This window comes from Streptomyces sp. NBC_00986 (assembly GCF_045162565.1).
In the GTDB taxonomy this organism is placed as follows: Bacteria; Actinomycetota; Actinomycetes; order Streptomycetales; family Streptomycetaceae; genus Streptomyces.
Genome location: NZ_CP108733.1, coordinates 1,118,269 through 1,140,857 on the forward strand (window position 1 = coordinate 1,118,269; position 22,589 = coordinate 1,140,857).

Annotated in this window: 24 protein-coding genes; 12 read left to right on the top strand and 12 right to left on the bottom strand. The window is 69.8% G+C overall.

Features of this window, described 5'->3' with window-relative positions:
- Entirely contained in the window at nucleotides 1-1,197 is a 1,197-nt protein-coding gene (locus OG504_RS04915; RefSeq protein ID WP_405988576.1) for a histidine kinase, read from the bottom strand.
- 133 nt (nucleotides 1,198-1,330) lie between these two features.
- Here OG504_RS04915 and OG504_RS04920 point away from each other — a divergent pair, with 133 nt between their 5' ends.
- From OG504_RS04920 to OG504_RS04940, 5 genes are all read left to right on the top strand, one after another.
- Complete coding sequence (locus OG504_RS04920) at nucleotides 1,331-1,708, top strand: hypothetical protein (protein ID WP_405988577.1); 378 nt, start codon at nucleotides 1,331-1,333, stop codon at nucleotides 1,706-1,708.
- 75 nt (nucleotides 1,709-1,783) lie between these two features.
- Nucleotides 1,784-2,224, top strand: a complete 441-nt coding sequence (locus OG504_RS04925; RefSeq protein ID WP_405988578.1) for a MarR family winged helix-turn-helix transcriptional regulator — start codon at nucleotides 1,784-1,786, stop codon at nucleotides 2,222-2,224.
- 29 nt (nucleotides 2,225-2,253) lie between these two features.
- Nucleotides 2,254-4,011, top strand: coding sequence for an MFS transporter (locus OG504_RS04930; protein ID WP_405988579.1), 1,758 nt, complete (start codon nucleotides 2,254-2,256; stop codon nucleotides 4,009-4,011).
- Between the two features lie 51 nt (nucleotides 4,012-4,062).
- Entirely contained in the window at nucleotides 4,063-4,629 is a 567-nt protein-coding gene (locus OG504_RS04935; RefSeq protein WP_405988580.1) for a cysteine hydrolase family protein, read from the top strand.
- Nucleotides 4,626-5,198 (top strand): YbhB/YbcL family Raf kinase inhibitor-like protein, encoded by a 573-nt coding sequence (locus OG504_RS04940; RefSeq protein WP_405988581.1) that lies wholly within the window; start codon nucleotides 4,626-4,628, stop codon nucleotides 5,196-5,198. Before OG504_RS04935 ends, OG504_RS04940 begins: the two co-directional genes overlap by 4 nt.
- A 28-nt stretch (nucleotides 5,199-5,226) precedes the next feature.
- Here the strand turns inward: OG504_RS04940 and OG504_RS04945 are convergent, their stop codons facing one another.
- Nucleotides 5,227-6,273, bottom strand: a complete 1,047-nt coding sequence (locus OG504_RS04945; protein ID WP_405988582.1) for a LacI family DNA-binding transcriptional regulator — start codon at nucleotides 6,271-6,273, stop codon at nucleotides 5,227-5,229.
- A 109-nt stretch (nucleotides 6,274-6,382) separates the two neighbouring features.
- Between OG504_RS04945 and OG504_RS04950 the strand changes: the two genes are divergently transcribed.
- From OG504_RS04950 to OG504_RS04965, 4 genes are read left to right on the top strand one after another with little or no spacing between them, the layout of a single operon-like run.
- The gene (locus OG504_RS04950; protein WP_405988583.1) at nucleotides 6,383-7,561 is read left to right on the top strand and encodes a phytanoyl-CoA dioxygenase family protein; all 1,179 of its coding nucleotides are present in this window, start codon (nucleotides 6,383-6,385) and stop codon (nucleotides 7,559-7,561) included.
- 29 nt (nucleotides 7,562-7,590) lie between these two features.
- Entirely contained in the window at nucleotides 7,591-8,352 is a 762-nt protein-coding gene (locus OG504_RS04955; RefSeq protein WP_405988584.1) for an SDR family oxidoreductase, read from the top strand.
- 31 nt (nucleotides 8,353-8,383) lie between these two features.
- Nucleotides 8,384-9,385 carry a Gfo/Idh/MocA family oxidoreductase gene (locus OG504_RS04960; RefSeq protein WP_405988585.1) on the top strand — a complete coding sequence of 334 codons (1,002 nt, stop codon included), beginning with the start codon at nucleotides 8,384-8,386 and terminating at the stop codon, nucleotides 9,383-9,385.
- The gene (locus OG504_RS04965; RefSeq protein ID WP_405988586.1) at nucleotides 9,382-10,401 is read left to right on the top strand and encodes a Gfo/Idh/MocA family protein; all 1,020 of its coding nucleotides are present in this window, start codon (nucleotides 9,382-9,384) and stop codon (nucleotides 10,399-10,401) included. Before OG504_RS04960 ends, OG504_RS04965 begins: the two co-directional genes overlap by 4 nt.
- Before the next feature lie 58 nt (nucleotides 10,402-10,459).
- Here OG504_RS04965 and OG504_RS04970 read toward each other — a convergent pair whose 3' ends face one another.
- The 6 genes from OG504_RS04970 to OG504_RS04995 form a co-directional block, all read right to left on the bottom strand.
- Nucleotides 10,460-11,293, bottom strand: a complete 834-nt coding sequence (locus OG504_RS04970; protein WP_405988587.1) for an ATP-binding cassette domain-containing protein — start codon at nucleotides 11,291-11,293, stop codon at nucleotides 10,460-10,462.
- Between the two features lie 5 nt (nucleotides 11,294-11,298).
- A complete protein-coding gene (locus tag OG504_RS04975; protein ID WP_405988588.1) occupies nucleotides 11,299-12,372 on the bottom strand; it encodes an ABC transporter permease in 1,074 nt (357 codons plus the stop codon).
- A 5-nt stretch (nucleotides 12,373-12,377) separates the two neighbouring features.
- Complete coding sequence (locus tag OG504_RS04980; protein ID WP_033280547.1) at nucleotides 12,378-13,397, bottom strand: sugar ABC transporter substrate-binding protein; 1,020 nt, start codon at nucleotides 13,395-13,397, stop codon at nucleotides 12,378-12,380.
- Nucleotides 13,398-13,678: 281 nt separating this feature from the next.
- A complete protein-coding gene (locus OG504_RS04985; RefSeq protein WP_405988589.1) occupies nucleotides 13,679-14,527 on the bottom strand; it encodes a sugar phosphate isomerase/epimerase family protein in 849 nt (282 codons plus the stop codon).
- A 141-nt stretch (nucleotides 14,528-14,668) separates the two neighbouring features.
- Complete coding sequence (locus OG504_RS04990) at nucleotides 14,669-15,556, bottom strand: sugar phosphate isomerase/epimerase (protein ID WP_019056133.1); 888 nt, start codon at nucleotides 15,554-15,556, stop codon at nucleotides 14,669-14,671.
- Entirely contained in the window at nucleotides 15,553-15,738 is a 186-nt protein-coding gene (locus OG504_RS04995; protein ID WP_405988590.1) for a hypothetical protein, read from the bottom strand. Before OG504_RS04995 ends, OG504_RS04990 begins: the two co-directional genes overlap by 4 nt.
- A gap of 242 nt (nucleotides 15,739-15,980) precedes the next feature.
- On the opposite strand from OG504_RS04995, the gene OG504_RS05000 reads away from it, so the two are divergent.
- Nucleotides 15,981-16,547 carry an O-methyltransferase gene (locus OG504_RS05000; RefSeq protein WP_405988591.1) on the top strand — a complete coding sequence of 189 codons (567 nt, stop codon included), beginning with the start codon at nucleotides 15,981-15,983 and terminating at the stop codon, nucleotides 16,545-16,547.
- Nucleotides 16,548-16,585: 38 nt separating this feature from the next.
- The gene (locus OG504_RS05005; protein ID WP_405988592.1) at nucleotides 16,586-16,762 is read left to right on the top strand and encodes a hypothetical protein; all 177 of its coding nucleotides are present in this window, start codon (nucleotides 16,586-16,588) and stop codon (nucleotides 16,760-16,762) included.
- A gap of 70 nt (nucleotides 16,763-16,832) precedes the next feature.
- Here OG504_RS05005 and OG504_RS05010 read toward each other — a convergent pair whose 3' ends face one another.
- From OG504_RS05010 to OG504_RS05020, 3 genes are all read right to left on the bottom strand, one after another.
- Entirely contained in the window at nucleotides 16,833-18,059 is a 1,227-nt protein-coding gene (locus OG504_RS05010) for a cysteine desulfurase-like protein (RefSeq protein WP_405988593.1), read from the bottom strand.
- Between the two features lie 239 nt (nucleotides 18,060-18,298).
- Nucleotides 18,299-19,093, bottom strand: coding sequence for a response regulator transcription factor (locus tag OG504_RS05015; RefSeq protein WP_405988594.1), 795 nt, complete (start codon nucleotides 19,091-19,093; stop codon nucleotides 18,299-18,301).
- A 186-nt stretch (nucleotides 19,094-19,279) separates the two neighbouring features.
- A complete protein-coding gene (locus OG504_RS05020) occupies nucleotides 19,280-19,774 on the bottom strand; it encodes a PaaI family thioesterase (protein WP_033280541.1) in 495 nt (164 codons plus the stop codon).
- Between the two features lie 93 nt (nucleotides 19,775-19,867).
- Here OG504_RS05020 and OG504_RS05025 point away from each other — a divergent pair, with 93 nt between their 5' ends.
- Nucleotides 19,868-20,350, top strand: a complete 483-nt coding sequence (locus OG504_RS05025; protein ID WP_405988595.1) for a winged helix-turn-helix transcriptional regulator — start codon at nucleotides 19,868-19,870, stop codon at nucleotides 20,348-20,350.
- Here the strand turns inward: OG504_RS05025 and OG504_RS05030 are convergent.
- Complete coding sequence (locus OG504_RS05030) at nucleotides 20,339-22,396, bottom strand: GH92 family glycosyl hydrolase (protein WP_405988596.1); 2,058 nt, start codon at nucleotides 22,394-22,396, stop codon at nucleotides 20,339-20,341. The two genes, OG504_RS05025 and OG504_RS05030, sit on opposite strands and share 12 nt — an antisense overlap.
- Nucleotides 22,397-22,589: the final 193 nt, after the last annotated feature.

The window sequence follows — 22,589 nt, forward strand, 5'->3', positions numbered from 1 at the left end:
TCACGGCGAGACGGCGCACGGCAACTCCACGGTGATGACGGTCGGGCCTCCGGCGGGGCTGCTGATCGAGAAGGCGCCGTCCACGGAGGCCGCCCGGCGGGCGAGTCCGGCCAGGCCGGAGCCCTGGGCGGGGTCGGCGCCACCGGCGCCGTCGTCGGCGACGGTGACCCGGAGCCTACCGTCGCGGATCCCGACGGTGACGTCCGCCCGGGAGGCCTCGGGGGCGTGCTTGGTGATGTTGGCCAGGGCTTCGGAGACGGTGAAGTAGGCGACGGCCTCGACGGTCGGGGCGAGCCGCCGGGGTACGTCGACGCGCAGCCGCACCGGCAGCGGGCCGCGCGCGGCGATGCCGGACAGGGCGGCGTCCAGTCCCCGGTCGTCCAGGACGGCCGGATGCAGGCCGCGCACCAGGTTGTTCAGCTCGTCGATCGCCTCCTTCGCCTCCCGGTGGGCCTGGTCGATGACCTGTCTGGCCTCGTCGGGGAGGTCGGTGAGTGTCGCCCTGGCGATACCGAGGTTCACGGCGAGGGAGACCAGGCGTTGCTGCGCCCCGTCGTGCAAGTCCCGTTCTATGCGCCGGCGTTCGGCGTCGGCGGCGTCCACCGCTCCGGCCCGGCTCTCGGTGAGGTCCTCGACTCTGCGTGTGAGCTGTTCGGTCCGGCTGGGGCCCAGCAGGGCCAGGGCGGCGCGGGTGTCGAGGCGGACGAGGACGAGAGTCAGCCACCCGGCGAGCAACAGGGCAGCAATACCTGACGCGTTGATGTACACGGCCTCCGTGGACGTCTCCAGGAACTTCAGCCGCTGCCCAAGGGGCATACCCCACATCCACACCAGGGCGGTCCCCGCGAACGCGCCCCAGCTCCACAGCGCGACGGTGACGACCGTCCCGCACGACACCAACGGCCCCACGAGGAGGTGATAGGCGACCTGTCGCCAAGTCCCCCCGGAGCGGAGCCAGTTCATCGCTCCACGGAGTGTGGGCCTGCGCTGCGCGACCGGGAGCAGCGGTATGTCGACACCCGCGAGCGAGGCGAACCTGCGGCGCTGGACGGCGGTCAGTGCGCCGGTGGCGAAGATCAGCCACGGTTCCACGAGCAGCAGGAGCGGAAGCAACTGCAGCAGTACGCCTGCGACGTTGAAGACCGTCGCGCGGCCCACGCGTGCGAACGCGCCGCGCAGCGCGGTGAGAAGGGGCATACGCACACCGTAGAACCCGGGCGGACCTGCGGAACATACAGCTGGCTTCCGCTTCGGGCTGTACCCAGCACCACCCCCAGGTCGGAAATCCGCGTTACTGACCTGGGAGTTCATCCCGAGAAGCCTTGTCCTCATGACGACGACAACGTGCTGGAACTGGTCCGCCCGTGTGCTCACCGCCGCCGGAGTGGCGCTGATTCCGTGGATCTTCGTGTTGGCGCGAGTGGCGGGCGCCTACCCCGTGGCGTGGGTCGGCCTGGACACGATGGAGGCGATAGGCCTTGTCGGCACGGGCCTGTTACTGGCCCGCTGCGACCGGCGACGGGTCGCCGTGGCCCCGGCCACCGCTGTCCTCCTGACGGTCGACGCGTGGTTCGACGTACTGACCGCCGGCCCCGGAGCGGTCCTCGCGGCGCTGCTGATGGCCGTCTGCCTCGAACTGCCCCTCGCCGCACTGTGCACGGCGGTGGCATGGAACGCGCTGCGCGCACTGCCTCCGCGACTGCCGTAGCTCGGAAGGCTTCGACTCGTGGCCGGAAGCACGGCCGTCATTTACTAAGGCAGCTTTATAAACTAGCCTTAGCATATGGACGACGACCTGGACCCGAACGCGGTCGCCTCGGCCCTGCTGGCGAGCATCGGCGTGCTGGTGCGACGGGCCCGCCAGCAGCCGGTCGAGGGAGGGCTCACGATGCCCGAGAGGACCGCCCTGGCCCAGTTGGACCGGGCGGGCCCCACGACCTCCTCGGCGCTGGCCCGGGAGGCGCAGATCACCGCGCAGGCCATGGGAGCGACGCTCAACGCGTTGCGGACCCGTGGCCTGGTCGAACGTCGTCCGGATCCCGACGACGGCCGGCGCGCGGTGCTGACGGTGACGGACACGGGCCGGCAGGCGCTGCGGAACAAGCGCAATGCGCGGGCCGAACTCCTCGCGCGGGCCCTGACCAGCGGTGCGTTCACCCCGGCGGAGTTGGAGCAACTCGCCGCGGCCGCACCGCTGTTGGAGCGCCTGGCCCAGAACATCTGACGGCGACGGAGCCACGAGGAAGCAGGCTGATGACAGACCCTCCCACGACGCGCGCCCCGCGCCGCCCGACCGCCGACGACCGGTACAAGTGGACCGCGTTGACCAACACCACCGCCGCGGTCTTCATGTCCGCGCTGGACGGTTCCATCGTGCTGATCGCCCTGCCGGCGATCTTCCGGGGCATCCACCTCGACCCCCTCGCTCCGGGCAACATCGCGTACCTGCTGTGGATGATCATGGGGTACCGGCTGGTCCAGGCCGTCCTGGTGGTCACGGTGGGGCGGCTCGGCGACATGTACGGCCGGGTCCGGATCTACAACTCCGGGTTCGCGGTCTTCACCTTCGCCTCGGTCCTGCTCTCCTTCGACCCCTTCGACGGCGGCCACGGCGCGATGTGGCTGATCGGCTGGCGGCTGCTGCAGGCCGTCGGCGGCTCGATGCTGACCGCGAACTCGGCCGCGATCCTGACCGACGCGTTCCCCGAGGAACAGCGCGGCTTCGCCCTGGGCATCAACCAAGTCGCCGCGCTGGGAGGCATGTTCATCGGCCTGGTCGCCGGTGGTCTGCTGTCGGCCTGGGACTGGCGGGCGGTGTTCTGGGTCAACGTGCCCGTCGGAGTGTTCTTCACGGTGTGGGCCTACCGCACCCTGCGCGAGACCGCCAAGCACGACGGCGGCCGCATCGACTGGTGGGGCAACATCACCTTCGCGGTGGGCCTCAGCGCGTCCCTGATCGCGATCACCGCGGGCCTCCAGCCCTACGGCGGCCACACCATGGGCTGGACCAACCCGCTGGTCGACGTGCTGATAGCCGGCGGGCTGCTTCTCCTGGCGGCGTTCGTCGTCATCGAGAAACGCGTCTCCGCGCCGATGATCCAGCTGAGCCTCTTCCGCCAACGGGCCTTCACCTTCGGCAACTTGGCGGGCCTGGCCATCTCGATGGGCCGGGGCGGCATGCAGTTCGTCCTGATCATCTGGCTGCAGGGCATCTGGCTCCCGCTGCACGGCTACGACTACGGCGACACCCCGCTGTGGGCCGGCATCTTCATGCTGCCGCTGACCGCGGGCTTCCTCGCGGCGGGCCCGGTGTCCGGGTATCTGTCGGACCGGCTCGGTTCACGGGGTCTGGCCACCGGCGGCGCGGCGCTGTTCGGCGCGAGTTTCCTGGGTCTGATGCTGCTGCCGATCGACTTCAGCTACTGGATCTTCGCGCTGCTGATCGCGCTCAACGGAATAGCCAGCGGGATGTTCGCCTCCCCCAACTCCTCCTCGATCATGGGCAGTGTGCCCGCCCGGCTGCGCGGAGTCGCCTCCGGCATGCGCGCCACCTTCCAGAACTCCGGCACCGCCGTCTCCATCGGCGTGTTCTTCTCCCTGATGATCGCCGGGCTGGCCAGGAGTCTCCCGGCCAGCCTCACCACCGGGCTGCAGCAGCAGGGCGTGCCCGCCCACTTGGCCACCCAGGTCGCCGGACTGCCCCCGGTCTCCTCCCTGTTCGCCGCGCAGTTGGGCGTCAACCCGATCCAGCACCTGCTCCAGCCCAGCGGCGTCCTCACCCGTCTGACGGCGGCGCAGCAACACACTCTCACCGGAAGCGAGTTCTTCCCGACCCTGATATCCGGGCCGTTCCACTCGGGTCTGGTCGTCGTGTTCGCCTTCGCCGCCGGCCTCGCCTTCCTCGCCGCGATCGCCTCCCTGCTGCGCGGCGCCGGCACCGGCCCCACGGCCAGGACTCCGGGACCGCGCAAGGCCGCCACCGGCAACGCCCTCGCACGACCGGACAAGTGACATTCAAGGCATCCACGGCACCAAAGACATCCGCAGGAGATCCAACTCCCCATGCCACTCACAACGATCGACCCCACCACCGCGCTCGTCGTGATCGACCTGCAGAAGGGCATCGTCTCTGCCCTCACCGACGCCCCGGTCACGGCCGCCGTCAAGCAGTCGACCCACCTGGCCACCGAGTTCCGGCGCCACGGTCTCCCCGTGATCCTGGTCAACGTCACCGGCCGCGCACCGGGGCGTACCGACACCGGACGATCCACCAACACCACGGCCCCGCCCGCCGGTTGGGCCGACCTCATCGACGAACTCGACGTACAACCGACCGACCATCTGATCACCAAGCGGCGGCGCAGCGCGTTCCACGACACCGGACTCGACACGCTCCTACGGGACTTGGGCGTCACGCAGGTCGTGCTCACCGGCATCGCGACCAGCTCGGGCGTCGAGTCGACCGCGCGCTCGGCCTCCGACCACGGCTACCACGTCGTCCTGGCCACCGACGCGATGGGCGATCCCGACCCCGAGGCCCATCGCCACAGTGTCGAGCGCGTCTTCCCCAAGCTCGGCGAGACCGCGACCGCCGCCGAGGTCGTCGACATGGTGGAGGCGACGCGATGACCCTGCTCGGCCGACTCCTGAAGAACCGCAGAGCAGGCGACACCCACATGGCGTGGAACCTGCCCGACCTCCAAGGCCCCGAGCAACTGACGCTCACCAGCGAGGACTTCGGCGACGGCGGCACGATGCCGCTGAAGCAGTGCGCGAAGACCGTGGGCGGCGCCGACCTGTCACCCCAGCTGTCCTGGGCCCCGCTCCCGCCCGGTACCGCGCAACTCCTCCTGGTCGTCGAGGACATCGACGTGCCGATCGCCAAGCCGGCGGTGCACTGCCTCGCGTTGATCGACCCGGCGGCCGGACACCTGGAGCCCGGCGCGCTGTCGTACCGACAGCCCGGCCCCGGTGTGCGGGTGCTCCGCTCGACCATCGGACGCGGCTACCACGGTCCCGCGCCCGTCAAGGGCCACGGCCCGCACCGCTACGTCTTCCAGCTGTTCGCCCTCTCGGCCCCCGTGGACAGCGCCTCCGGCACGACACCGGTGGACCGGGCACGACCCCGCGCCTTTCTGCCCGCGATCACCGCACGCGTCCTGGGCCGGGGCAGGCTGACCGGCGTCTACGAGCGCTGACCCCAACACCCCTCGGCGTGGGCCGAGTTCAGTCGACGACCGGCACGGACGGCGCCCCCGGCGGCATGTTGAACGGGGTGACCACCTGGATCGCCGAGGGCAGTGTCGGGCCGTCGTCGGGGAGGGCCTTGTGGGCGCGCATCACGATCTGGCAGGCGCGGCGCATGTCCTGGCGCAGGTCGTGGTGGAGGACCGCGGACAGGCGGCGCTCGCGCAGCAGCCGGGTGTTGTCGTGGTCCAGGTCGTGGGCGATGAACACCGCGCACTCCCGGCCCAGCGCGTCGAAGGCGTCGAGGGTGGCGAGGTTGCCGCCGCCCGCCGAGTACACGGCGATGATCTCCTCGTCCCGTTTCAGCGCCTCCAGGACCAGTTCGTGCTGGGTGGCGTCCAGGCCGTCGCTGTCGGTGACCTCGACGAGGGACCGCCTGGGGTCGGCGAGGCGCATCGCGCTGCGGAAGCCCATCTCGCGTTCCTCCTCGCCCCGGAAGGAGCCCCGGCTGATGGTGGTGAGCACATTGCCGGGCCGCCTGCCCAGCCACTGTCCGAGGAGGTAGGCGGCGGTGGCGCCGGCCGCGCGGTTGTCGATGCCGACGTAGGCCAGGCGTGCGCTGTGGGGCAGGTCGGTGACCAAGGTGACGACGGGGATACCTGCCGCGATCAGCCGCCCGACGGCGGCGGCGATCTCCGGCTCGTCGGGGGCCTTGAGGATCACCCCCTGCGAACCGCGCCTCGCGATCCCGTCCAGCGTCGCGGTCAGTTCGGCGGGCGGGCAGACCTCGCGGAAGTGGAAGCGTGAGCGCACGAAGGCGGGGTGCAGGGAGGGCAGTTCGGCTTCGAGCGCGTCCCGTACGGCGGTGGAGAACCGCTCCGGCGTCTGCATCACGATGTCGATCATGAAGGTGCGGCCGCCGAGCCGGACCTGGCTCTGCTGACGATCCAGGTCCTTGATGGCTTCCTGCACCTCCCTGATGGTGCTCTCCGTGACATTGCCCCGCTGGTTGAGGACACGGTCGACAGTGGCCGTGCTCAGCCCGGCCTGACGGGCGATTTCCCTGATCGGGTACCGGTGTCGCATGAGTGATCCCCCAGACCGATGATGCACTTTTGATGTGGCGAGAGGCATTGAATGATGGGTTTGTTTTATCAAGACTGGCAGAAACGCACTGACAGCGAAAGGGACCCGGATGTCTCCCATCACCGCAAGGACGCGGACTTGGCTGACCGAGGCGGACTGCGATCTCGACGCGTTCCGCTCACTCGTGGAGCAGCGCACCGACATCGCCGACCATCCCTCGGCCGAGCGCGTCGAGCAGAACGTCCCGCTCTACGACAGCGCCCGGCTCCGTGCTCTCGCGGCCACCGCCGAGGGCCGCCGGGACGTGCAGAGCGAGCTGGTGGGGGCGCTGCTCGACGGGCCCGGAATCGTGGTCCTCAAGGGCGCCTTCCCGGACGAGGCCGTCGTGGACCGGGCGTCCGACGCCTTCCGCGCGCTGATCGAGGAGGAGCGCGCGAGCGGCGCGGCCCGCGGCGACCACTTCGCCAAGCCCGGCGCGAACGACCGCGTGTGGAACGCCCTGGACAAGATCGCCGTACGGGCGCCCGAGGCGTTCGCCGACTACTACGCCAACGACATCCTGGAGCTGATCTCGGAGGCCTGGCTCGGCCCCGCCTATCAGGTCACCTCGCAGCTGAACGTGGTCAACCCGGGCGGCGCGGCGCAGAGCGTGCACCGTGACTACCACCTCGGTTTCCTCTCCCAGGAGCAGGCGGCGGCCTATCCGGCGCACGTCCACCGGCTCTCGCCGGTGCTGACCCTGCAGGGCGCGGTGGCCCACGTCGACATGCCCGTCGAGTCCGGCCCGACGCTCTATCTGCCGCACTCGCAGAAGTTCGAGCCCGGCTATCTCGCGTGGCGGCTCCCGCAGTTCGTCGAGTACTTCGAGACGCACCACGTGCAACTGCCGCTTGAGAAGGGCGACGCGGTGTTCTTCAACCCGGCGCTCTTCCACGCCGCCGGCCACAACCGCTCGGCCGACATCAAGCGCATGGCCAATCTGCTGCAGATCTCCTCCGCCTTCGGCCGGTCGATGGAAACGGTGGACCGCGAGGCGATGTCGAACGCCCTGTTCCCGGTACTGCTGAGCCGCAAGGCCGAGGGCGTCTCCGAGGACTGGCTGCGCCGGGTGATCGCCGCGACCGCCGAGGGCTACCCCTTCCCCACCAACCTCGACCTCGACCCGCCGGTCGAGGGTCTCGCCCCGCCCTCGCAGGCGGACACCCTCCGCCAGGCCGTCACCGAGGAGTGGGACGCGGAGCGGCTGCGCCACGAACTGCAGGCCGCCGCCAAGCGCCGCCAGAGCTGAACCAAAACCGAAAAGGACACATCACACTCATGGGACTGCTTGAGGACAGAGTCGTCCTCGTCAACGGAGGCAGCCAGGGCGTCGGCGCCGGTGTCGTACGGGCGGCCGTAGGTGAGGGCGCGACCGTCGTCTTCACCGGCCGCCGCCCGGAGCTGGGCGAGAAGCTCACCGCGGACACCGGCGCCCGCTTCGTGCGGGCGGACCTCTCCGATCCGGCGCAGGCACGCGACAGCGTCGTACGGACCGCCGAGGCCTACGGGCGCGTCGACTGCCTCGTCAACGCGGCCGGGCTGACGTCACGTGGCTCGCTGCTGGACACCACGCCGGAACTGTTCGACCGGCACATGGCGATCAACCTCAAAGCACCGTTCTTCGCGATGCAGGCCGCGGTCGCCGACATGACTGCCCGCAAGGCGCCGGGCACGATCGTCAACATCGGCTCCAACTGCGCCCACGGCGGACCCCCTTACCTCGCCCCGTACTCCACGGCCAAGGCGGGCCTCGCGGGCCTGACCCGCAACGCCGCGCACGCCCACCGCTTCGACCGGATCCGGATCAACACCGTGAACATCGGCTGGACCGACACCGAGGGCGAGGACGCCACCCAACGCGCCTTCCACGGCGCGGGCGACGACTGGCGCGAGCAGGCGGCCCGATCGCAGCCCATGGGCAAACTCGGGCAGGTCGACGAGATCGCCGAGTTCGTGGTGTTCCTGCTCTCCGACCGCAGCGGCGTGGTGACCGGCTCGGTCGTCGACTGGGACCAGAACGTCTTCGGCGGCCAGGACTGAGCCGCGCGCCGGCAGAAGGAGCACTCCTCTCATGCGCATAGGCATCATGGGACTGGGCCGCATCGGCGCCTTCCATACCGAGACCCTCGCCGGGCTCGACGCCGTGGACTCCCTGGTGGTCACCGACCCGGTGGCCACCGCCGTCGCCATCGCCACCGAACGCTTCGGGGCCGTCCCCGCCGACTCCCCCGAGGCCCTGCTCGCGGCGGGAGTCGACGGTGTGGTGATCGCCGCCGCGACCGACGCACACCCCGAACTGATCCGCGCCGCCGTGAACGCGGGCATCCCCGTGTTCTGCGAGAAGCCCGTGGCCCGCGGTGTCGAGGAGAGCCTGGAGGTGCTGCGCGCGGTGGAGGGCAGCGGTGTCGAGGTGCACATCGGCTACAACCGGCGCTTCGACGCGGGCTGTGTCGCCGCGCGCCGGGCCGTGGTGAGCGGTGAACTCGGCGACCTGCACACCGTACGGTCCACCACACTCGACCCCGCCCCGCCGCCGGCCGCCTATGTGGCCGTCTCCGGCGGCATCTTCCGCGACTGCGCCGTGCACGACTTCGACATCGTGCGCTGGGTGACCGGCCGCGAGATGGTCGAGGTCTACGCGACGGGCGGCAACCGCGGCGCGGACCACATCCGTGACGCGGGTGACGTCGACACCGCGTCCAGCCTGCTCACCCTCGACGACGGCACCATCGCCGTCATCTCCAACTCCCGCCACAACGCCCGCGGTCACGACGTACGCCTCGAAGTGCACGGCATGAAGGACAGCGTCGCGGTCGGCCTGGAGGACAAGCTGCCGCTACGGTCCGTGGAGCCCGGCGCGACCTTCCCGGCCGGCACTCCGCACACCTTCTTCATGGACCGGTTCGCCGCCGCCTACCGCGCCGAACTCACCGCGTTCACCGAGGTCGTCGCCGGCACCCGCACCTCCCCCTGCACGGTCGCCGACGCCGTCGAGGCGAGCTGGATCGCCGAGGCCTGCACCCTGTCCCTGCACGAACACCGTCCCGTACGACTCGAAGAGGTGCGCAAGTGACGACGGACGAACCCCTGCGGATCGGCGTCCTGGGCGCCGCACGGATCGCCGAACTGTCGATCGTGGGGCCGGCGCGGACGACCGGTCACCGCCTCGTCGCGGTGGCCGCCCGCGACCGCGACCGCGCCGAGGCCTTCGCCGCCGAGCACGGCGTGGAGCGGGTGGTCGATTCCTACGCCGACCTCGTCACCGACCCGGAGATCGAGGTCGTATACAACCCGTTGGCCAACAGCCTGCACGGGCCGTGGAACCTGGCCGCCCTCCGGGCCGGCAAGCACGTCCTCACCGAGAAGCCGTCCGCGAGCAACGCGACGGAGGCGGCCGAGGTCCACAAGGCCGTGGCCAAGGCGGGCACGGTGTTCATGGAGGGCTTCCACTACCTCTTCCACCCGGTCGTCCTGCGTCTCCACGAGCTGCTGGACAGCGGGGAGTTGGGCGATCTCCGGCATGTCGACACCATGGTCGCGATGCCCGCGCCCCCGGACAGCGACGTACGGTGGTCGCTCCCCCTGGCGGGCGGCGCGCTCATGGACCTCGGGTGCTACAGCCTCCACGCCCAGCGCATGCTCGCCCCCTGGGCGGGCGGCGCACCACGGCTGGTCACCGCACGCGGCGGCGAGAAGACCGGCGCACCGGGGATCGACGCATGGCTGGACGCGGACCTGGAGTTCCCGGGCGGCGCCACGGGCAGCGCCCGCTGCCACATGGCCCACGACACCTGGCAGATGAGCTGTCGCGTCGTGGGCTCACGCGGCGAGGCCACGGTGATGAACTTCGTGCAGCCCCATCTGGACGACCGTGTCGTCGTGCGTACGGCGGCCGGTGAGCGCACGGAGGAGATGGGCCGCCGGTCGTCGTACACCTACCAACTGGAGGCCTTCGCCGCCCACTTGAGGCACGGTGAACCGCTGGTGCCGGACGCCGATGACGCGCTGACCACGATGCGTCTCATCGACGACTGCTATCGGGCGGCAGGGTTCCCGGCCCGGCCCAGTACGGTGCTTCCTCAGGCCTGAGGAGAGACAGCGGTTGGGGGCGGTACCGGTCCGGTACCGCCCCCAACCGCTGTGCGGGTCAGCCGACTTTGAGCGCGGCCTCCTCAGGGAGCTTTTCGACGTCGACGCCGCGGACTTGGGACAACTCGTGCTTGAGTACGGCGAGTTCGGTGCCGCCGGCCATGTGGTTGGTGAGCTCTTCGAGGGTGATCTCGCTGCGTTCGGCGGAGAGTTCCATGGTGCCCAGGCGCAGGACGCTGAAGTGGTCGCCGACCATGTAGGCGTGGTGCGGGTTGTGGGTGATGAAGATGACGCCGAGACCGCGTTCACGGGCCGCTGCCACGTACTTGAGCACCACGCCGGACTGCTTGACGCCCAGGGCGGCGGTCGGCTCGTCCAGGATCAGGACACGGGCCCCGAAGTAGACGGCACGGGCGATCGCGACGCACTGGCGCTGGCCGCCGGAGAGGGTGCCGATGGGCTGGTCCAGGTTGTCCAGGACGATGCCCATGTTGCGCAGTTCCTCGTCCGCGGTCTTCTTCATCCGCTCGATGTCGAGACGGCGGAACGGCCACGGGCCGCTGGTCATCTCGGAGCCGAGGAAGAAGTTGCGCCACACCGGCATCAACGGCACGACGGCCAGGTCCTGGTAGACCGTCGCGATACCGCGGTCCAGCGCCTGACGCGGGGTGGTGAAGTGGACGGGCCCGCCGTCGACGAGGAACTCGCCCTCGGTGTGCTGGTGCAGCCCGGAGATGATTTTGATCAGCGTCGACTTGCCCGCGCCGTTGTCACCCAGCACGCAGGTGACCTGGCCCGGGCGGACCGCGAGGTCCACGCCGTGCAGGGCACGGACATTGCCGTAGGACTTGCCCGTGCCACGGAGTTGGACGATGGATTGACTGCTCGTCATGAAGGTCACCTCCGGGTCGCGGTGCGCTGGACCCACAGATTGATGAGGACGGCGCCCAGCAGCATCACGCCGAGGAACGCCTTGAACCAGTCGGGGTTCCAGCCGGCGTAGACAATGCCCTGCTGCACCATGCCGAACATGAACGCCCCGAAGACCGGGCCGATCGCCGAGCCGGCACCACCGGTCAGCAGACAGCCACCGATCACGGCCGCCGAGATGTAGATCAGCTCCTGGCCCACACCCTCACCCGACTGCACGGTGTTGAACGTGAACAGCTGGTGCATCCCGACGAACCAGGCACCGAGACCGACCAGCATGAACAGCGAGATCTTCGTGAACGCCACCGGCACACCGACAGCCCGCGCGGAGTCCTTGTTCCCGCCCACCGCGAAGATCCAGTTGCCGTACTTCGTGCGCAGCAGCACCCAGGAGGCGACCGCCGCGAACACCAGCCAGTAGAAGATCGTGATCTTCACGTCGACGCCACCGATATTGAAGGACGTCGCAAAGATCTTCTTGGCCTGGCTGAAGCCGTCCATGTTGCTGATGTCATCGGTCGCCACATTGCCGGTGACCAGCTTCGTCACGGCGAGGTTGACACCCTGCAGGATCAGGAAGCTGCCCAGCGTGATCAGGAAGCTCGGCAGGCCGGTCTTGACGACCATCCAGCCGTTGAGGAAACCGATCCCCAGCGAGACCAGGAGCGCGACGATCACACCGACCCACACGTTCATGGTGAGCTGGTAGCTGAGCATGCTCGCGGTCAGCGACGACGTGATGACCGCGACACCGGCGGAGAGGTCGAACTCCCCGCCGATCATGAGGAGGGCGACGGGCAGCGCCATGATGCCGATCGTCGACGAGCTGTAGAGGATGTTCGCCATCGCGGCGCCCTCGCGCACCGGCGGAGCCGCGATCAGGAAGAACACGTACACCGCGGCCGCACCGAGGAAGACACCCACCTCGGGACGCGCCAACAACCGTAGTGGCAAAGGTCGTTCAGAGGTCCGCCCGTCCGTCTGCGGGACCGGCGGAGCCGGCGACGGGGAGTCCGTCGCCGGTGCCGTGAGCTGGGTCATGGGCGTCACCGCGTTCCCTTGGCGGCGAACTCGGCGACCTTGGCGACGTTCGTCTTGTCGACGAAGGCCGGGCCGGTCAGCACGGGGGCCTGGCCGCCGCCGCTGTAGTTGCCGTTCGTCTTGTAGAGCCACAGCGAGTCGACGGCCAAGTAGCCCTGGAGGTAGGGCTGTTGGTCGATGGCCCACTGGATCTTGCCGGCCTTGATGGCGCCGACCGCGTCCTTGTTGAGGTCGAACGTGGCGAGCTTGGCCTTGCTGCCCGCGTCGGCGATGGACTGGATGGCGGTCATCGCGAACGGGGCGCCGAGCGTCGTCACATAGTCGATGGTCTTGTCCTGCTGGAGCTTGGCCGTGATCGTCGACTTCACCGACGGCATGTCCGTGCCGTTGACGTTGAGGATCTCGGTCTTGCCGGTGAAGGTCTTCTTCACGCCGGCACAGCGGGCCTCCAGGGCCACCTGCCCCTGTTCCATGATCACGCAGATGGTGTGCTTGGCGCCGGCCGCGTTGAGCTTGCGGCCGAATGCCTCACCGGCGATGCTCTCGTCCTGGCCGAAGTACTCGAGCAGACCCTGCTTCTTCCAGTCCTGCACACCGGTGTTGAAGCCGACCACGGGGATGCCGGCCTTCTCGGCGGTGGCCATCACGGACCTCATGGCGTCGGGCTTGGCGAGGGTGACCGCGATGCCGTCGACCTTCTGGTCGATCGCGTTCTGCACCAGGTTCGACTGGTTGGGGCCGTTGGGATCGGACGAGTAGACCAGCTTGACGTTGTCCTTGGCGGCGGCGGCCTGGGCGCCCTTGCGGATCGTGTCCCAGAAGGTGTCACCGGGCGCCGCGTGCGTGATCATCGCGACCGTCATACGGGGAGTGGTGGCCTTGCCGGCCGAGACACCGGAGGTGTCCTCCGAGGACTGCTTGCCTCCGGAACTGCTGGAGCAGCCGGCCACAAGCAGTGCGGCGGCTGCGGCCGCCGCGACGACGGGGACGATTCTGCGGGAGCGGGGGTGGGATGTACGGTCCATCTTTCCGGCACCTCACTGTGCTGCGGGGGAAACGGAGAAGCGGCTGGCCGAGCGAAGGCTGCGGATCACATGCCGTTAACACGGCTGTTGCTTATGACGAGATAGAACCGTCATGCCACCCCGGGGTCAACGCTTGTAATGACATCATTTATCCATCACGACAAGATGTCTGAACAATTTCCCGACGGCCGCTAAAGCATGCCCAGTACACCGAAATGGAAATGAAAACAGGGGCGGCGGGAACGACCGTGGTTTCGCTCCCGCCACCCCTGTGGCCTTTTTCAGTTCACGAGTGCCGCGGCACTCCGATATGCCGCCACGGCGGCCTCCCGCACCGGCAGCGCGCGGTGCGCGTCGGAGAGGATCTCCACGCCCCAGGGGCCCCGGAAACCGGCCATGCGGAGTGCAGCGATGATGCCCGGCAGGTCGAACGAGCCCTCTCCGCACAGGAGTCGGCGGTGGACGGTGTCCTCGAAGAGCGTGCCGACGACCTCGCTGTGTGCGTCGTTGAGCTCCACGCCCACGATCCGCGCACCCGGCACGTCCGCCAGCTCGGCCGGCGGGGTGTGGGCGCGCTCGGTGTGCCAGACGTCGATGATGAGGCCCCCCGCCGGGTGGCCGGCGGCCTCCACGAGCCGTAGGCCGTCGTGCACGGTCCTGAGGTTGGACCAGGGCAGCGGTTCGACCCCGAGCCGGGCGCCCACCCCGTCGGCCTGCGCGGCCAGTACGGCGAACTCCTTGGCCCAGACGTCGAGTTCCCAGGGTTCGTCCGCCACGTCGGGGCCGATCTTGAAGGTGCGGGCACCGAGCGCCTCGATGGCTCTCAGCATGCCGACCCGGACGGTGTCCGACGCGGCCCGCCGGGGGCCGTCGGCCCACCAGTCGGTCAGCAGCTCCAACTCGACATGGCTGATCCCGTTGTCCTCGAAGAGGGACCGGATCCCGGCGATCCCGTACTCGCGCTCGGCCTCCACCAGGTCCGTGTACAGCAGTCCGAAGGCGGTGAATCCGGCGTCGCGCGCCGCCTCCACCCGGTCCCGGAGATTCAGCGGGCTGCGCTGGTCCGCCTCGTCGGGAGCCGTATCGCCCGCCGTGGTCCAGCACGTGGCCAGAAATTGGTCAGCGGTCATTTCTGTTTCCTGGATCCCTCATGGTCGGATTCCCAGAGTTCACAAAGGCACGGAACCCGATCGCTCCGGAATTCTGAGATGGGCCCCGTAGATCGGTCAATCCATCGGAACACATCAAAAGCACATCAGGCCCGAATTCGGTTACGCGACGCCGCGCAGCACCGAGCGCAGGTGCTCGGCGCTGGCCCACACGTCCTCGACCGGGCCCTTTGCCTTGGGCTCCTCGGTGAGGATGGTGTCCTGTTCGAGGACGTACCAGCCGTCGTAGCCGCGGGCGCTGAGGTGGGTGACGATGGCCTGGACGTCCACGTCCCCGGCGCCGAGCGGGCGGTACATGCCCTTGCGCACGGCGTCGGTGTAACTGAGCTGACCGTCCTGGACCTTGGCGGCGAGGGAGGCGTCCACGTCCTTCATGTGGGTGTGGGCGATGCGCTCGGGGGCCTGGCGGGTGAGCTCGGCGGGGTCGGTGCCGCCGATGAGGAGATGGCCGGTGTCGAGGCAGAGGGAGATCGCCGAGTGCTCCAGGACGCGCCGGACCTCGTCGCCGTTCTCGATCATCGTGCCGACGTGCGGGTGCAGGACGGCGCGGACACCGCGTTCGGCGGCCAGCGAGGCGAGCCGGTCCAGGTTCGACAGCAGCAACTTCCAGCCGTCGGCGTCGAGTTCGGGGCGGGAGTCGTAGCCGTCCTGACCGGTGACGGCGGACAGGACCAGCACCTCGGCCTTCGAGGCGTCGTAGCCCGCCAGGAGCTGTTCGGCCTCGGGCAGCGGGTCGTGGCCGGGCACGTGCAGCAGCAGCGGGGTGAAGCCGCCGACCGCGTGCAGGTCGTGGTCGGCGAGGGTGCGGGCCATGGCGCCGGGCTCGGCGGGCAGGAAACCCTCGGGGCCGAACTCGGTGGCGGCGAGGCCGACCTCGCGCATCTCGTTCAGTACCCGCTCGGGCGTCAACTGGTAGCCCCAGCCGGGGACTTCGCACACGCCCCAGGAGATGGGGGCACCGGCGATCCTGTTTTGGGGGGAGGTGGTCATGCTGTGGCCTTTCTGAGATTCCGGTCGGGGTGGGACGAGGGGCGGGGACCACGTCGGGAGGAGCGGGCAGCGGCTGGTGGCAGGCCGAACGGGTCGCGGGCGCGCGTCACCGTCCCGAAGGCGGTGGTGAGGTGCGGGGTCATGGCGAGGCCGACCACTGCCGGGTCCGCCGCAGGCTCCATCGCCCTCTCCCTCCAGAAACCGTCATGGCCGACCACAAGCGCGCTGATCAGTTGGTCGCCGGGCTGTTCACATGGGCGTAACGGTAGGTGCGGCGCAGGGCATTGTTGAAGAGGTCAGAACCATCATTAATCCTTCATTGGGCACGTCTTTTTCCCTCATCCGTACTTGACGGCCGGCGGCTGTCGACGGATAGCTTCACGTGCGCGCTGAGGAGAGTCCGTACCGAAGGGAGTCCGTACTCATGGCAGAGCGGGCCGTTCCGTCCCGTGTGCTGGCCGCGGAGCGTGTCGCCTCCGAGCTGGGCTTCACGTGGAGCTGTATCCCCGAGGTGGGCAGGCTGCTGAAGCTGGCCGCCGCCTCGAAACCGCACGGGGTCGTCGCGGAGAGCGGCACCGGCACGGGCGTGGGTACCGCCTGGCTGCACAGCGGGCTCGGCACCGATGCCCGTCTGGTCACCGTCGAGCGTGACGAGGGGCTGGCCCGTCGGGCGGCCGGTGCCTTCGCGGACGACGACCGCGTCACCGTCCTCACCGGGGACTGGCGCCTGCTGGAGCGGCACGCCCCCTTCGACGTCTTCTTCTGCGACGGCGGTGGAAAGCGCGAGGACCCCGAGCGGGTGATCGGTCTCCTCGCCCCCGGTGGCCTCCTCGTCCTGGACGACTTCACCCCGTCACCCCACTGGCCACCACGTCACGGCGACGAGGTCGACGAACTGCGCCTGTTCTACCTCACGCACCCGGCCCTCGACGCGACCGAAGTACTCACCACACCGTCCGCCTCAGCGGTGATCGCCGCCCGCCGCCCCTGAGACCCGCCCCGCAAAGGTGGGTGCACCAGGGCCACGGCATGCCCACAGGGGTGCGCCGTACGCCCGGTCTGCTCCGTGAGGAGATCGCGGTCCGGGCCGGAGTGAGCACCGACCACCACGTACGACTGGACCTCAGGACCACCTTCGACAGCTGGCGCGAGATCACCGTCGGCGCGGACTTCCCGGCGCGGGACGCGGCGCCCGGAGCCGACTGAGGGCCAACTGGCCCGCACACCAGGGCAGTTCAGACGCCCCACTCTCCGCCACCGCCATGGAACCCCATTCTCAGTGAGGCGCCCGCTTCAGGAACAGTTCCAGTCCGGCGAGGAGCCGTTCGACGTCCTCGACGCTGGTGTAGGGCGCGAGGCCGATCCGCAGGCCGCCGGAGTCGCCGAGGCCGAGTCGGCGGGAGGCCTCGATGGCGTAGAAGGAACCGGAGGGCGCGTAGACGTCCCGTTCCGCCAGGAAGCGGGAGGCGTCCTGTGTGCCCTGTGCGCCGAAGGCTTCGTCCAGGGTGAGGAGCACGGTGGGTGTGCGGTCGGCCGCCTTCGAGTGGACGGTGATTCCGTCCAGGGCTGCGAGCCCCTGGTCGATACGCGTACGCAGGGTTTCCTCGTGCCGGTGGAGCGCGGCGAGACTCGCGGCCAGGCGCTCGCGACGACTGCCGCCGGCGTCCGTGTCGAGCCCGGCGAGGACCTCGACCGCAGCACGCGTACCCGCGAGCAACTCGTAGGGCAGGGTGCCGAGTTCGAAGCGTTCCGGAACCGCGTCGGAGGACGGCAGGAGCTTCTCCGGCCGCAGGGTTTCCAGCAGTTCGGGCCGGGCCGCGAGGACGCCGTGGTGCGGGCCGAGGAACTTGTACGGGGAGCACACGAAGAAGTCCGGGCCGAGTTCGCCGATGTCGACGAGGGCGTGCGCGGTGTAGTGAACCCCGTCGACGTAGACCAGGGCCCCTACCCCATGAGCCAGCCGAGATATCTCGGTGATCGCGGGACGGGTGCCGATCAGGTTGGAGGCGGCGGTGACGGCGACCAGCCGGGTGCGGTCGGACAGGGCGGCGCGGAGGTGGTCCAGGGTCAGCTCGCCGGTCGCGGGATCGAAGTCCACCCACCGGATGGTGGCCCCGGCACGCTCGGCGGCCTGAATCCACGGGCGGATGTTGGCGTCGTGGTCGAGCCGGGTGACGACGACCTCGTCCCCAGGTGACCAGGTCGCGGCGAGGGTGCGGGAGAAGTCGTAGGTGAGCTGGGTGGCGCTACGGCCGAACACGATCCCCGAGGCCTGCGCCCCCAGAAGGTCGGCCATGGCCTCGCGCGCCCCGGTGACGATGGCATCGGCGTTACGCTCCCCCGCGGTCACCTGGCCGCGGTTCGAGAGCGGGTTCGCCAGCGCCTGAGTGATGGCCTCGATGACCGGTCGCGGCGTCTGCGTACCGCCGGGACCGTCGAAGTGGGCGGGTCCGCCGCTCAGAGCGGGAAACAGCGCGCGCAGGGCGGTGATGTCGTAGACCACGGAAGTGAGCTCCTGTCGGTGCCGTATGCGGGCCTCGGGGCCCCGGGTGTCCACAACGATCATCGGACATCGAGCGGGTTCGGGGCAGTGGGCGGGGTCTCGGCGTCCCATCCATGTGGCTCGGCCACACACGCGCACCCTCGAGGACCGGCGCAGCCGGGTCCGTCAGGGGCGCGGGGAACTGCGCGACCAGCCCCCACCGACCCGCACCCACTCGGCGACCCAAAGCCCCCACGTCCTCAACGCCCCACCCGCCGAGGCAGCAACCCGATCTCCTGCGCCCGCAACACCGTACTCACCCGATCCCGCGTCCCCAGCTTCCGGTACAGCCCCTCCACATGCTTGTGCACCGTACGCACGGAGATACCCAGGCGATGAGCAATCGCCGACGCCGTCAGCGCATCGGCGAGCAGCAGCAGAACAGTGACCTGGCGGGGTGTGAGCCGAGAGTCCGCCGACACCTCCTCTCCCGTCTCGGGCGGAGCCGCCGCACGCCAGCGTTCAAGAAGTTGCCGCTGCTGCTCCACACCGGCCAGCAGGGGCTGCAACTCCTCGGCGGCCCGCACATGGTCCTCGGTGAAATCCGCGCCGGCACGGTAGACGAGGCAGCCGGTGACCGGAGTGGACGTGCCGGGCAGAGGTATCGCCAGGACGTGGTCGGCGTCCATCAACCGGCTGATCGTGCCCGCGGTACGGCTGCGCGCCCACCCCTTCCCGGCCATCCGGTGCGCGGTCCCGGGTCGCCGGACGGCACCGGCCCTGGCGTAGTGGTCCGCGAAGGGATAACCCCGTCGCAGCACTGCCATCGTCTCGTCGTCGATCCGCCCGAAGTGCTCCGCGGCGCCGGGCGAGAGCCCCATCGACCCGGTCCGGTCCGTCCACTCGCCGAGTTTGTAGATCAGCGCCTCGCCCCCGCACAGCCCCGGCAGGGCCGCCGCGACCAACGGCCACAGCCGCTCGGGTTCCCGTTCGTGCAGCGCCGCCACCGCGACCGCCAGCATGCGTTCGTACGCCCCGGCCGGCCCGCCCGTCATAGTCCTCACGATCCCGCGTGTGTCACGTCCACATACGCACGTACGTACTTCTCCCCATACCACCACGGTCACGCCACCCGGCAAACTGCACAACATTCCGGCAGCGCCTGCGACCGTATGGATCAAGGGAGTTGACGGTACGGATCCGCCTGCGCGGGGGACAGGCGGATTTCCGCCGTTCCGGGGTCAAGCACCCGGGACGGGAAACAGCAGGCAGCTGCTCGTGGCATGCGCGAGCAGCCGGTCCTTCTCGTCGAACAGTTCGGCCTGGGCGAGCGCGGTACGCCGCCCACCGTTCAGCACAGTTCCCACGGCGCGGACGCGCCCGGTGTCGGCGGTGATCGGGCGCAGGAACTTCACGGTCAGGTCGAGCGACGTGTACCCCATGCCCTGCGGCAACGTGGACTGCACCGCGCACCCGGCCGCGGAGTCGAGCAGCGTGGCGTAGACCCCGCCGTGCACGCTGCCGATCGGGTTGTAGTGCTCCTCCCCCGGTATCAGCGAGAACACCGCGCGCCCGTGCTCCACCTCGTCGAGCGTGAAGTTCAGGGTGGCCCCGATGGGCGGCGCGGGCAGCCGCCCGCCGATCAGTTCCCGCAGGAATTCCAGACCCGTGGACTGTCCTACGGCGGCTGCCGAGACGCCCGGGTCCTCCCACTCGTACGTCCGTGACCGTCCCATACGGCGTTACCTCCCCAGCTGGCTTCTTGAAAAGAAGCTAGATCTCGCGGCAGCTGGCTGTCAATGACAGAGCCAGGTGGCTACGCTGGCGGCATGGAATGGCTCGACGTGAGCACGGAGAACTGCCCGGTCCAGAGCACGCTCGATCTCGTCGGCGAGAAATGGACCCTGCTGATCCTGCGGGACGCGTTCATCAGGGTCCGGCGCTTCGACGACTTCCGGCGTCATATCGGGCTCTCGGACGCGGTGCTCGCGGACCGGCTCCGCAAGCTGGTGGCCGCCGGCATCCTGACGACCGTGCCCTACCAGCAGGCGGGCAGCCGGACCCGGCACGAGTACCGGCTGACGAGCAAGGGCCGCGATCTCTGGCCGGTCCTCATGGCGCTACGGCAGTGGGGCGAGACGTACGCCGCCGACCCCGAGGGGCCGGTTCTCGACGTACGGCACACCGAGTGCGGCGCGCCGGTCCGCGTGGTGGTGGAGTGCGACGGGCCGCACGGCGCGTTGAAGCCGACCGAGGTCACGGCCGCTCCCGGACCGGCGGCCCGTCCCGTACGGACTCCGCTATCGAAGTGAGTGCCTGCGCGCCCCGGAGCCGACGGTGAGCGAGGTGCCGTTGCCCCGGTGGACGGTGGCGGTGCTGAACAGGGGCTCTGTGCGGACGAGTTGGGCGGTGCCGGGGACCTCCGGGTACAGGCCGAGGCTCGCCCACACCGCCCAGGACGACATGGCGCCGAGGTCGTCGTTGCCGACGAGTCCGCCGGGGGCGTCGGTGAACAGCGTGGACAGCGCGCGGTGGGTGACGGCCCCGGCGCGGTCGGTGTGGCCGACGTAGGTGTAGGCCGAAGGGGTCCCGAACGAGGGCTCGTTGCCGAGGTAGGCGTAGGGCTGATCGGCACCGGCGTTGAGGCTGGTGAAGAAGGTGTCGAGGCGGGCGGTGACGGCGGCGTCGCCGCCCATCGCCGCGAACAGGCCGGGCAGGTCCTGCGGCACCATCCACGTGTACTGGGCCGCGTTGCCCTCCACGTACTCCGTCTTCTGCGCCGGGGTGAAGGCCGGCCAGGTGCCGTCGGCGTTACGGGGCTGGATGTAGCCGGTGGCGGGGTTGAAGAGGTTGCGCCAGTTCCCGGAGGCCCTCAGCAGGGTGTCGTACGACGTCAAGTCGCCGAGACGGTGGGCAAGTTGGGCGATGGCGTAGTCGGCGACGGCGTACTCGAGGGTGGTGGAGACGGAGCCCCAGACGCCCTTGGTGCCGGCGGGGACGTAGCCGAGGGTGTCGTACTGCGCGTGTCCGGGGCGCTGGCGGTTGTCCTGGCGGTCCGCAAGGGCCGTACGCAGCAGGGTGGTTGCGTCGAAGTCGGTTCCGCCGAAGGCGTGGATCGCGGACGCGATGGCGGGCAGCGGGTCGCCGACCATGACGCCGCTGCCGCCGTTCGCGAGGGTCCAGCGGTCGAAGTACCCAGCTTGGAGGCCCTGGTTGAGGACGGACTGCGCGATGTCGGAGGCCTCGCGCGGGGCGAGCAGTGCCAGCAACTGGACCTGGCAGCGGTAGACGTCCCAGCCGGAGAAGTTCGCGTACTGCACGTGCCCGGCCTGGGTGCGGTGGACGAGCCCGTCCATGCCGGTGTAGCGCCCGTCGGTGTCGCTGAAGACGCTGGGGTGCAGGAGGGCGTGGTAAAGGGCGGTGTAGAAGACCCGGCGCTGGGCGTCCGTGCCGCCGCCGACGGTGACACGGTTGAGCCACCCGTTCCAGTCGTCGCGCACGGCCTGCCGAATCGTGTCGTACGACTGCGCCTTCTGCTCGTTGAGTGCGTTGCGGCGGGCGCCCTCGACATCGACGAAGGAGACGCCGACCCGGGCGGTCACCGTGCGCACGCCGGGGGCGAAGGTGACCATGGCCGAACCCGGTTTGCCGTCAGGGTGAGCGGTCTGGGCGAAGGGCTGGTCGAAGCTGGCGTGGAAGTAGAGCCGGTACCGGTTCTTGGACTTGCAGAAGGCGCCGCTGTCGCTGTACCCGGAGAGCGTGTCGGTGCCGATGTCGACCGATCCGGTGGCCGCGGTGAACGCCTTGGCCGCGTCGATGCTCACGGCGGCGGGGCGGGTGTCGCTCGCCGGGTAGGTGAAGCGGGCGATGCCCGAGCGCTGGGTGGTGGTGAGGTCGGTGCCGATGCCGTTGTCGAAGGTGACGTGGTAACTGCCGGGCGCCGCCTGCTCGTTGGCGTGCGAGAACGTGGCGTACGCCGGCGGTGCGGTCTCCTGCGTGGGCATGAAGGGGACGTTGCCGTAGGCGGCGCAGCCCGCTCCGGAGATGTGCGCGAGGCTGAAGCCGCGGATGCGGTTGTCGCCGTAGGAGTAGCCGCCGTGCTGGTACGTCACCGTGTCGGGGCTCCACTGCATCCCGCCGAGCGGTGCCGAGGCGCCCGGGAAGGTGTTGCCCGCGCCGCCGCCGTGGCCGAAGTCGGGGCCGCCGGGGGCGGTGCCGACGAACGGGTTGACGTACCGCGCGAGATCGTCGACGGCCCGGGGCCGGGACGTCCCGTCGGCCCGCACCGGCGCGGCGGCCGCTCCGGACGCCACGAGCACCGAGGCCGCCAGCACGGCCCGAAACAGGGGAAGTCGCACCACGTTTCTCCAGCCAGACAGGGAACCCGACGCCCTCGCGGCGCCGGACCGCGAGTGTCCCCAACCCGGCCCCACCCGCCGTGCCGCCACACCGTCCGGGTCCGAGGACCAGCCGGTCGGGTCATCACTCCGCCGCATGTCGCATTCGACGACAGGGTGTGCGTTGACGTGGTGCGTGACACTCGGCGTCTGG

What these genes read in the sequence shown, in the direction of transcription:
- OG504_RS04915 (WP_405988576.1), bottom strand. Translation starts at nt 1,197, where the DNA reads ATGCCCCTTCTCACCGCGCTGCGCGGCGCGTTCGCACGCGTGGGCCGC.
- OG504_RS04920 (WP_405988577.1), top strand. Translation starts at nt 1,331, where the DNA reads ATGACGACGACAACGTGCTGGAACTGGTCCGCCCGTGTGCTCACCGCC.
- OG504_RS04925 (WP_405988578.1), top strand. Translation starts at nt 1,784, where the DNA reads ATGGACGACGACCTGGACCCGAACGCGGTCGCCTCGGCCCTGCTGGCG.
- OG504_RS04930 (WP_405988579.1), top strand. Translation starts at nt 2,254, where the DNA reads ATGACAGACCCTCCCACGACGCGCGCCCCGCGCCGCCCGACCGCCGAC.
- OG504_RS04935 (WP_405988580.1), top strand. Translation starts at nt 4,063, where the DNA reads ATGCCACTCACAACGATCGACCCCACCACCGCGCTCGTCGTGATCGAC.
- OG504_RS04940 (WP_405988581.1), top strand. Translation starts at nt 4,626, where the DNA reads ATGACCCTGCTCGGCCGACTCCTGAAGAACCGCAGAGCAGGCGACACC.
- OG504_RS04945 (WP_405988582.1), bottom strand. Translation starts at nt 6,273, where the DNA reads ATGCGACACCGGTACCCGATCAGGGAAATCGCCCGTCAGGCCGGGCTG.
- OG504_RS04950 (WP_405988583.1), top strand. Translation starts at nt 6,383, where the DNA reads ATGTCTCCCATCACCGCAAGGACGCGGACTTGGCTGACCGAGGCGGAC.
- OG504_RS04955 (WP_405988584.1), top strand. Translation starts at nt 7,591, where the DNA reads ATGGGACTGCTTGAGGACAGAGTCGTCCTCGTCAACGGAGGCAGCCAG.
- OG504_RS04960 (WP_405988585.1), top strand. Translation starts at nt 8,384, where the DNA reads ATGCGCATAGGCATCATGGGACTGGGCCGCATCGGCGCCTTCCATACC.
- OG504_RS04970 (WP_405988587.1), bottom strand. Translation starts at nt 11,293, where the DNA reads ATGACGAGCAGTCAATCCATCGTCCAACTCCGTGGCACGGGCAAGTCC.
- OG504_RS04975 (WP_405988588.1), bottom strand. Translation starts at nt 12,372, where the DNA reads ATGACCCAGCTCACGGCACCGGCGACGGACTCCCCGTCGCCGGCTCCG.
- OG504_RS04980 (WP_033280547.1), bottom strand. Translation starts at nt 13,397, where the DNA reads ATGGACCGTACATCCCACCCCCGCTCCCGCAGAATCGTCCCCGTCGTC.
- OG504_RS04985 (WP_405988589.1), bottom strand. Translation starts at nt 14,527, where the DNA reads ATGACCGCTGACCAATTTCTGGCCACGTGCTGGACCACGGCGGGCGAT.
- OG504_RS04990 (WP_019056133.1), bottom strand. Translation starts at nt 15,556, where the DNA reads ATGACCACCTCCCCCCAAAACAGGATCGCCGGTGCCCCCATCTCCTGG.
- OG504_RS04995 (WP_405988590.1), bottom strand. Translation starts at nt 15,738, where the DNA reads ATGGAGCCTGCGGCGGACCCGGCAGTGGTCGGCCTCGCCATGACCCCG.
- OG504_RS05000 (WP_405988591.1), top strand. Translation starts at nt 15,981, where the DNA reads ATGGCAGAGCGGGCCGTTCCGTCCCGTGTGCTGGCCGCGGAGCGTGTC.
- OG504_RS05005 (WP_405988592.1), top strand. Translation starts at nt 16,586, where the DNA reads ATGCCCACAGGGGTGCGCCGTACGCCCGGTCTGCTCCGTGAGGAGATC.
- OG504_RS05015 (WP_405988594.1), bottom strand. Translation starts at nt 19,093, where the DNA reads ATGACGGGCGGGCCGGCCGGGGCGTACGAACGCATGCTGGCGGTCGCG.
- OG504_RS05020 (WP_033280541.1), bottom strand. Translation starts at nt 19,774, where the DNA reads ATGGGACGGTCACGGACGTACGAGTGGGAGGACCCGGGCGTCTCGGCA.
- OG504_RS05025 (WP_405988595.1), top strand. Translation starts at nt 19,868, where the DNA reads ATGGAATGGCTCGACGTGAGCACGGAGAACTGCCCGGTCCAGAGCACG.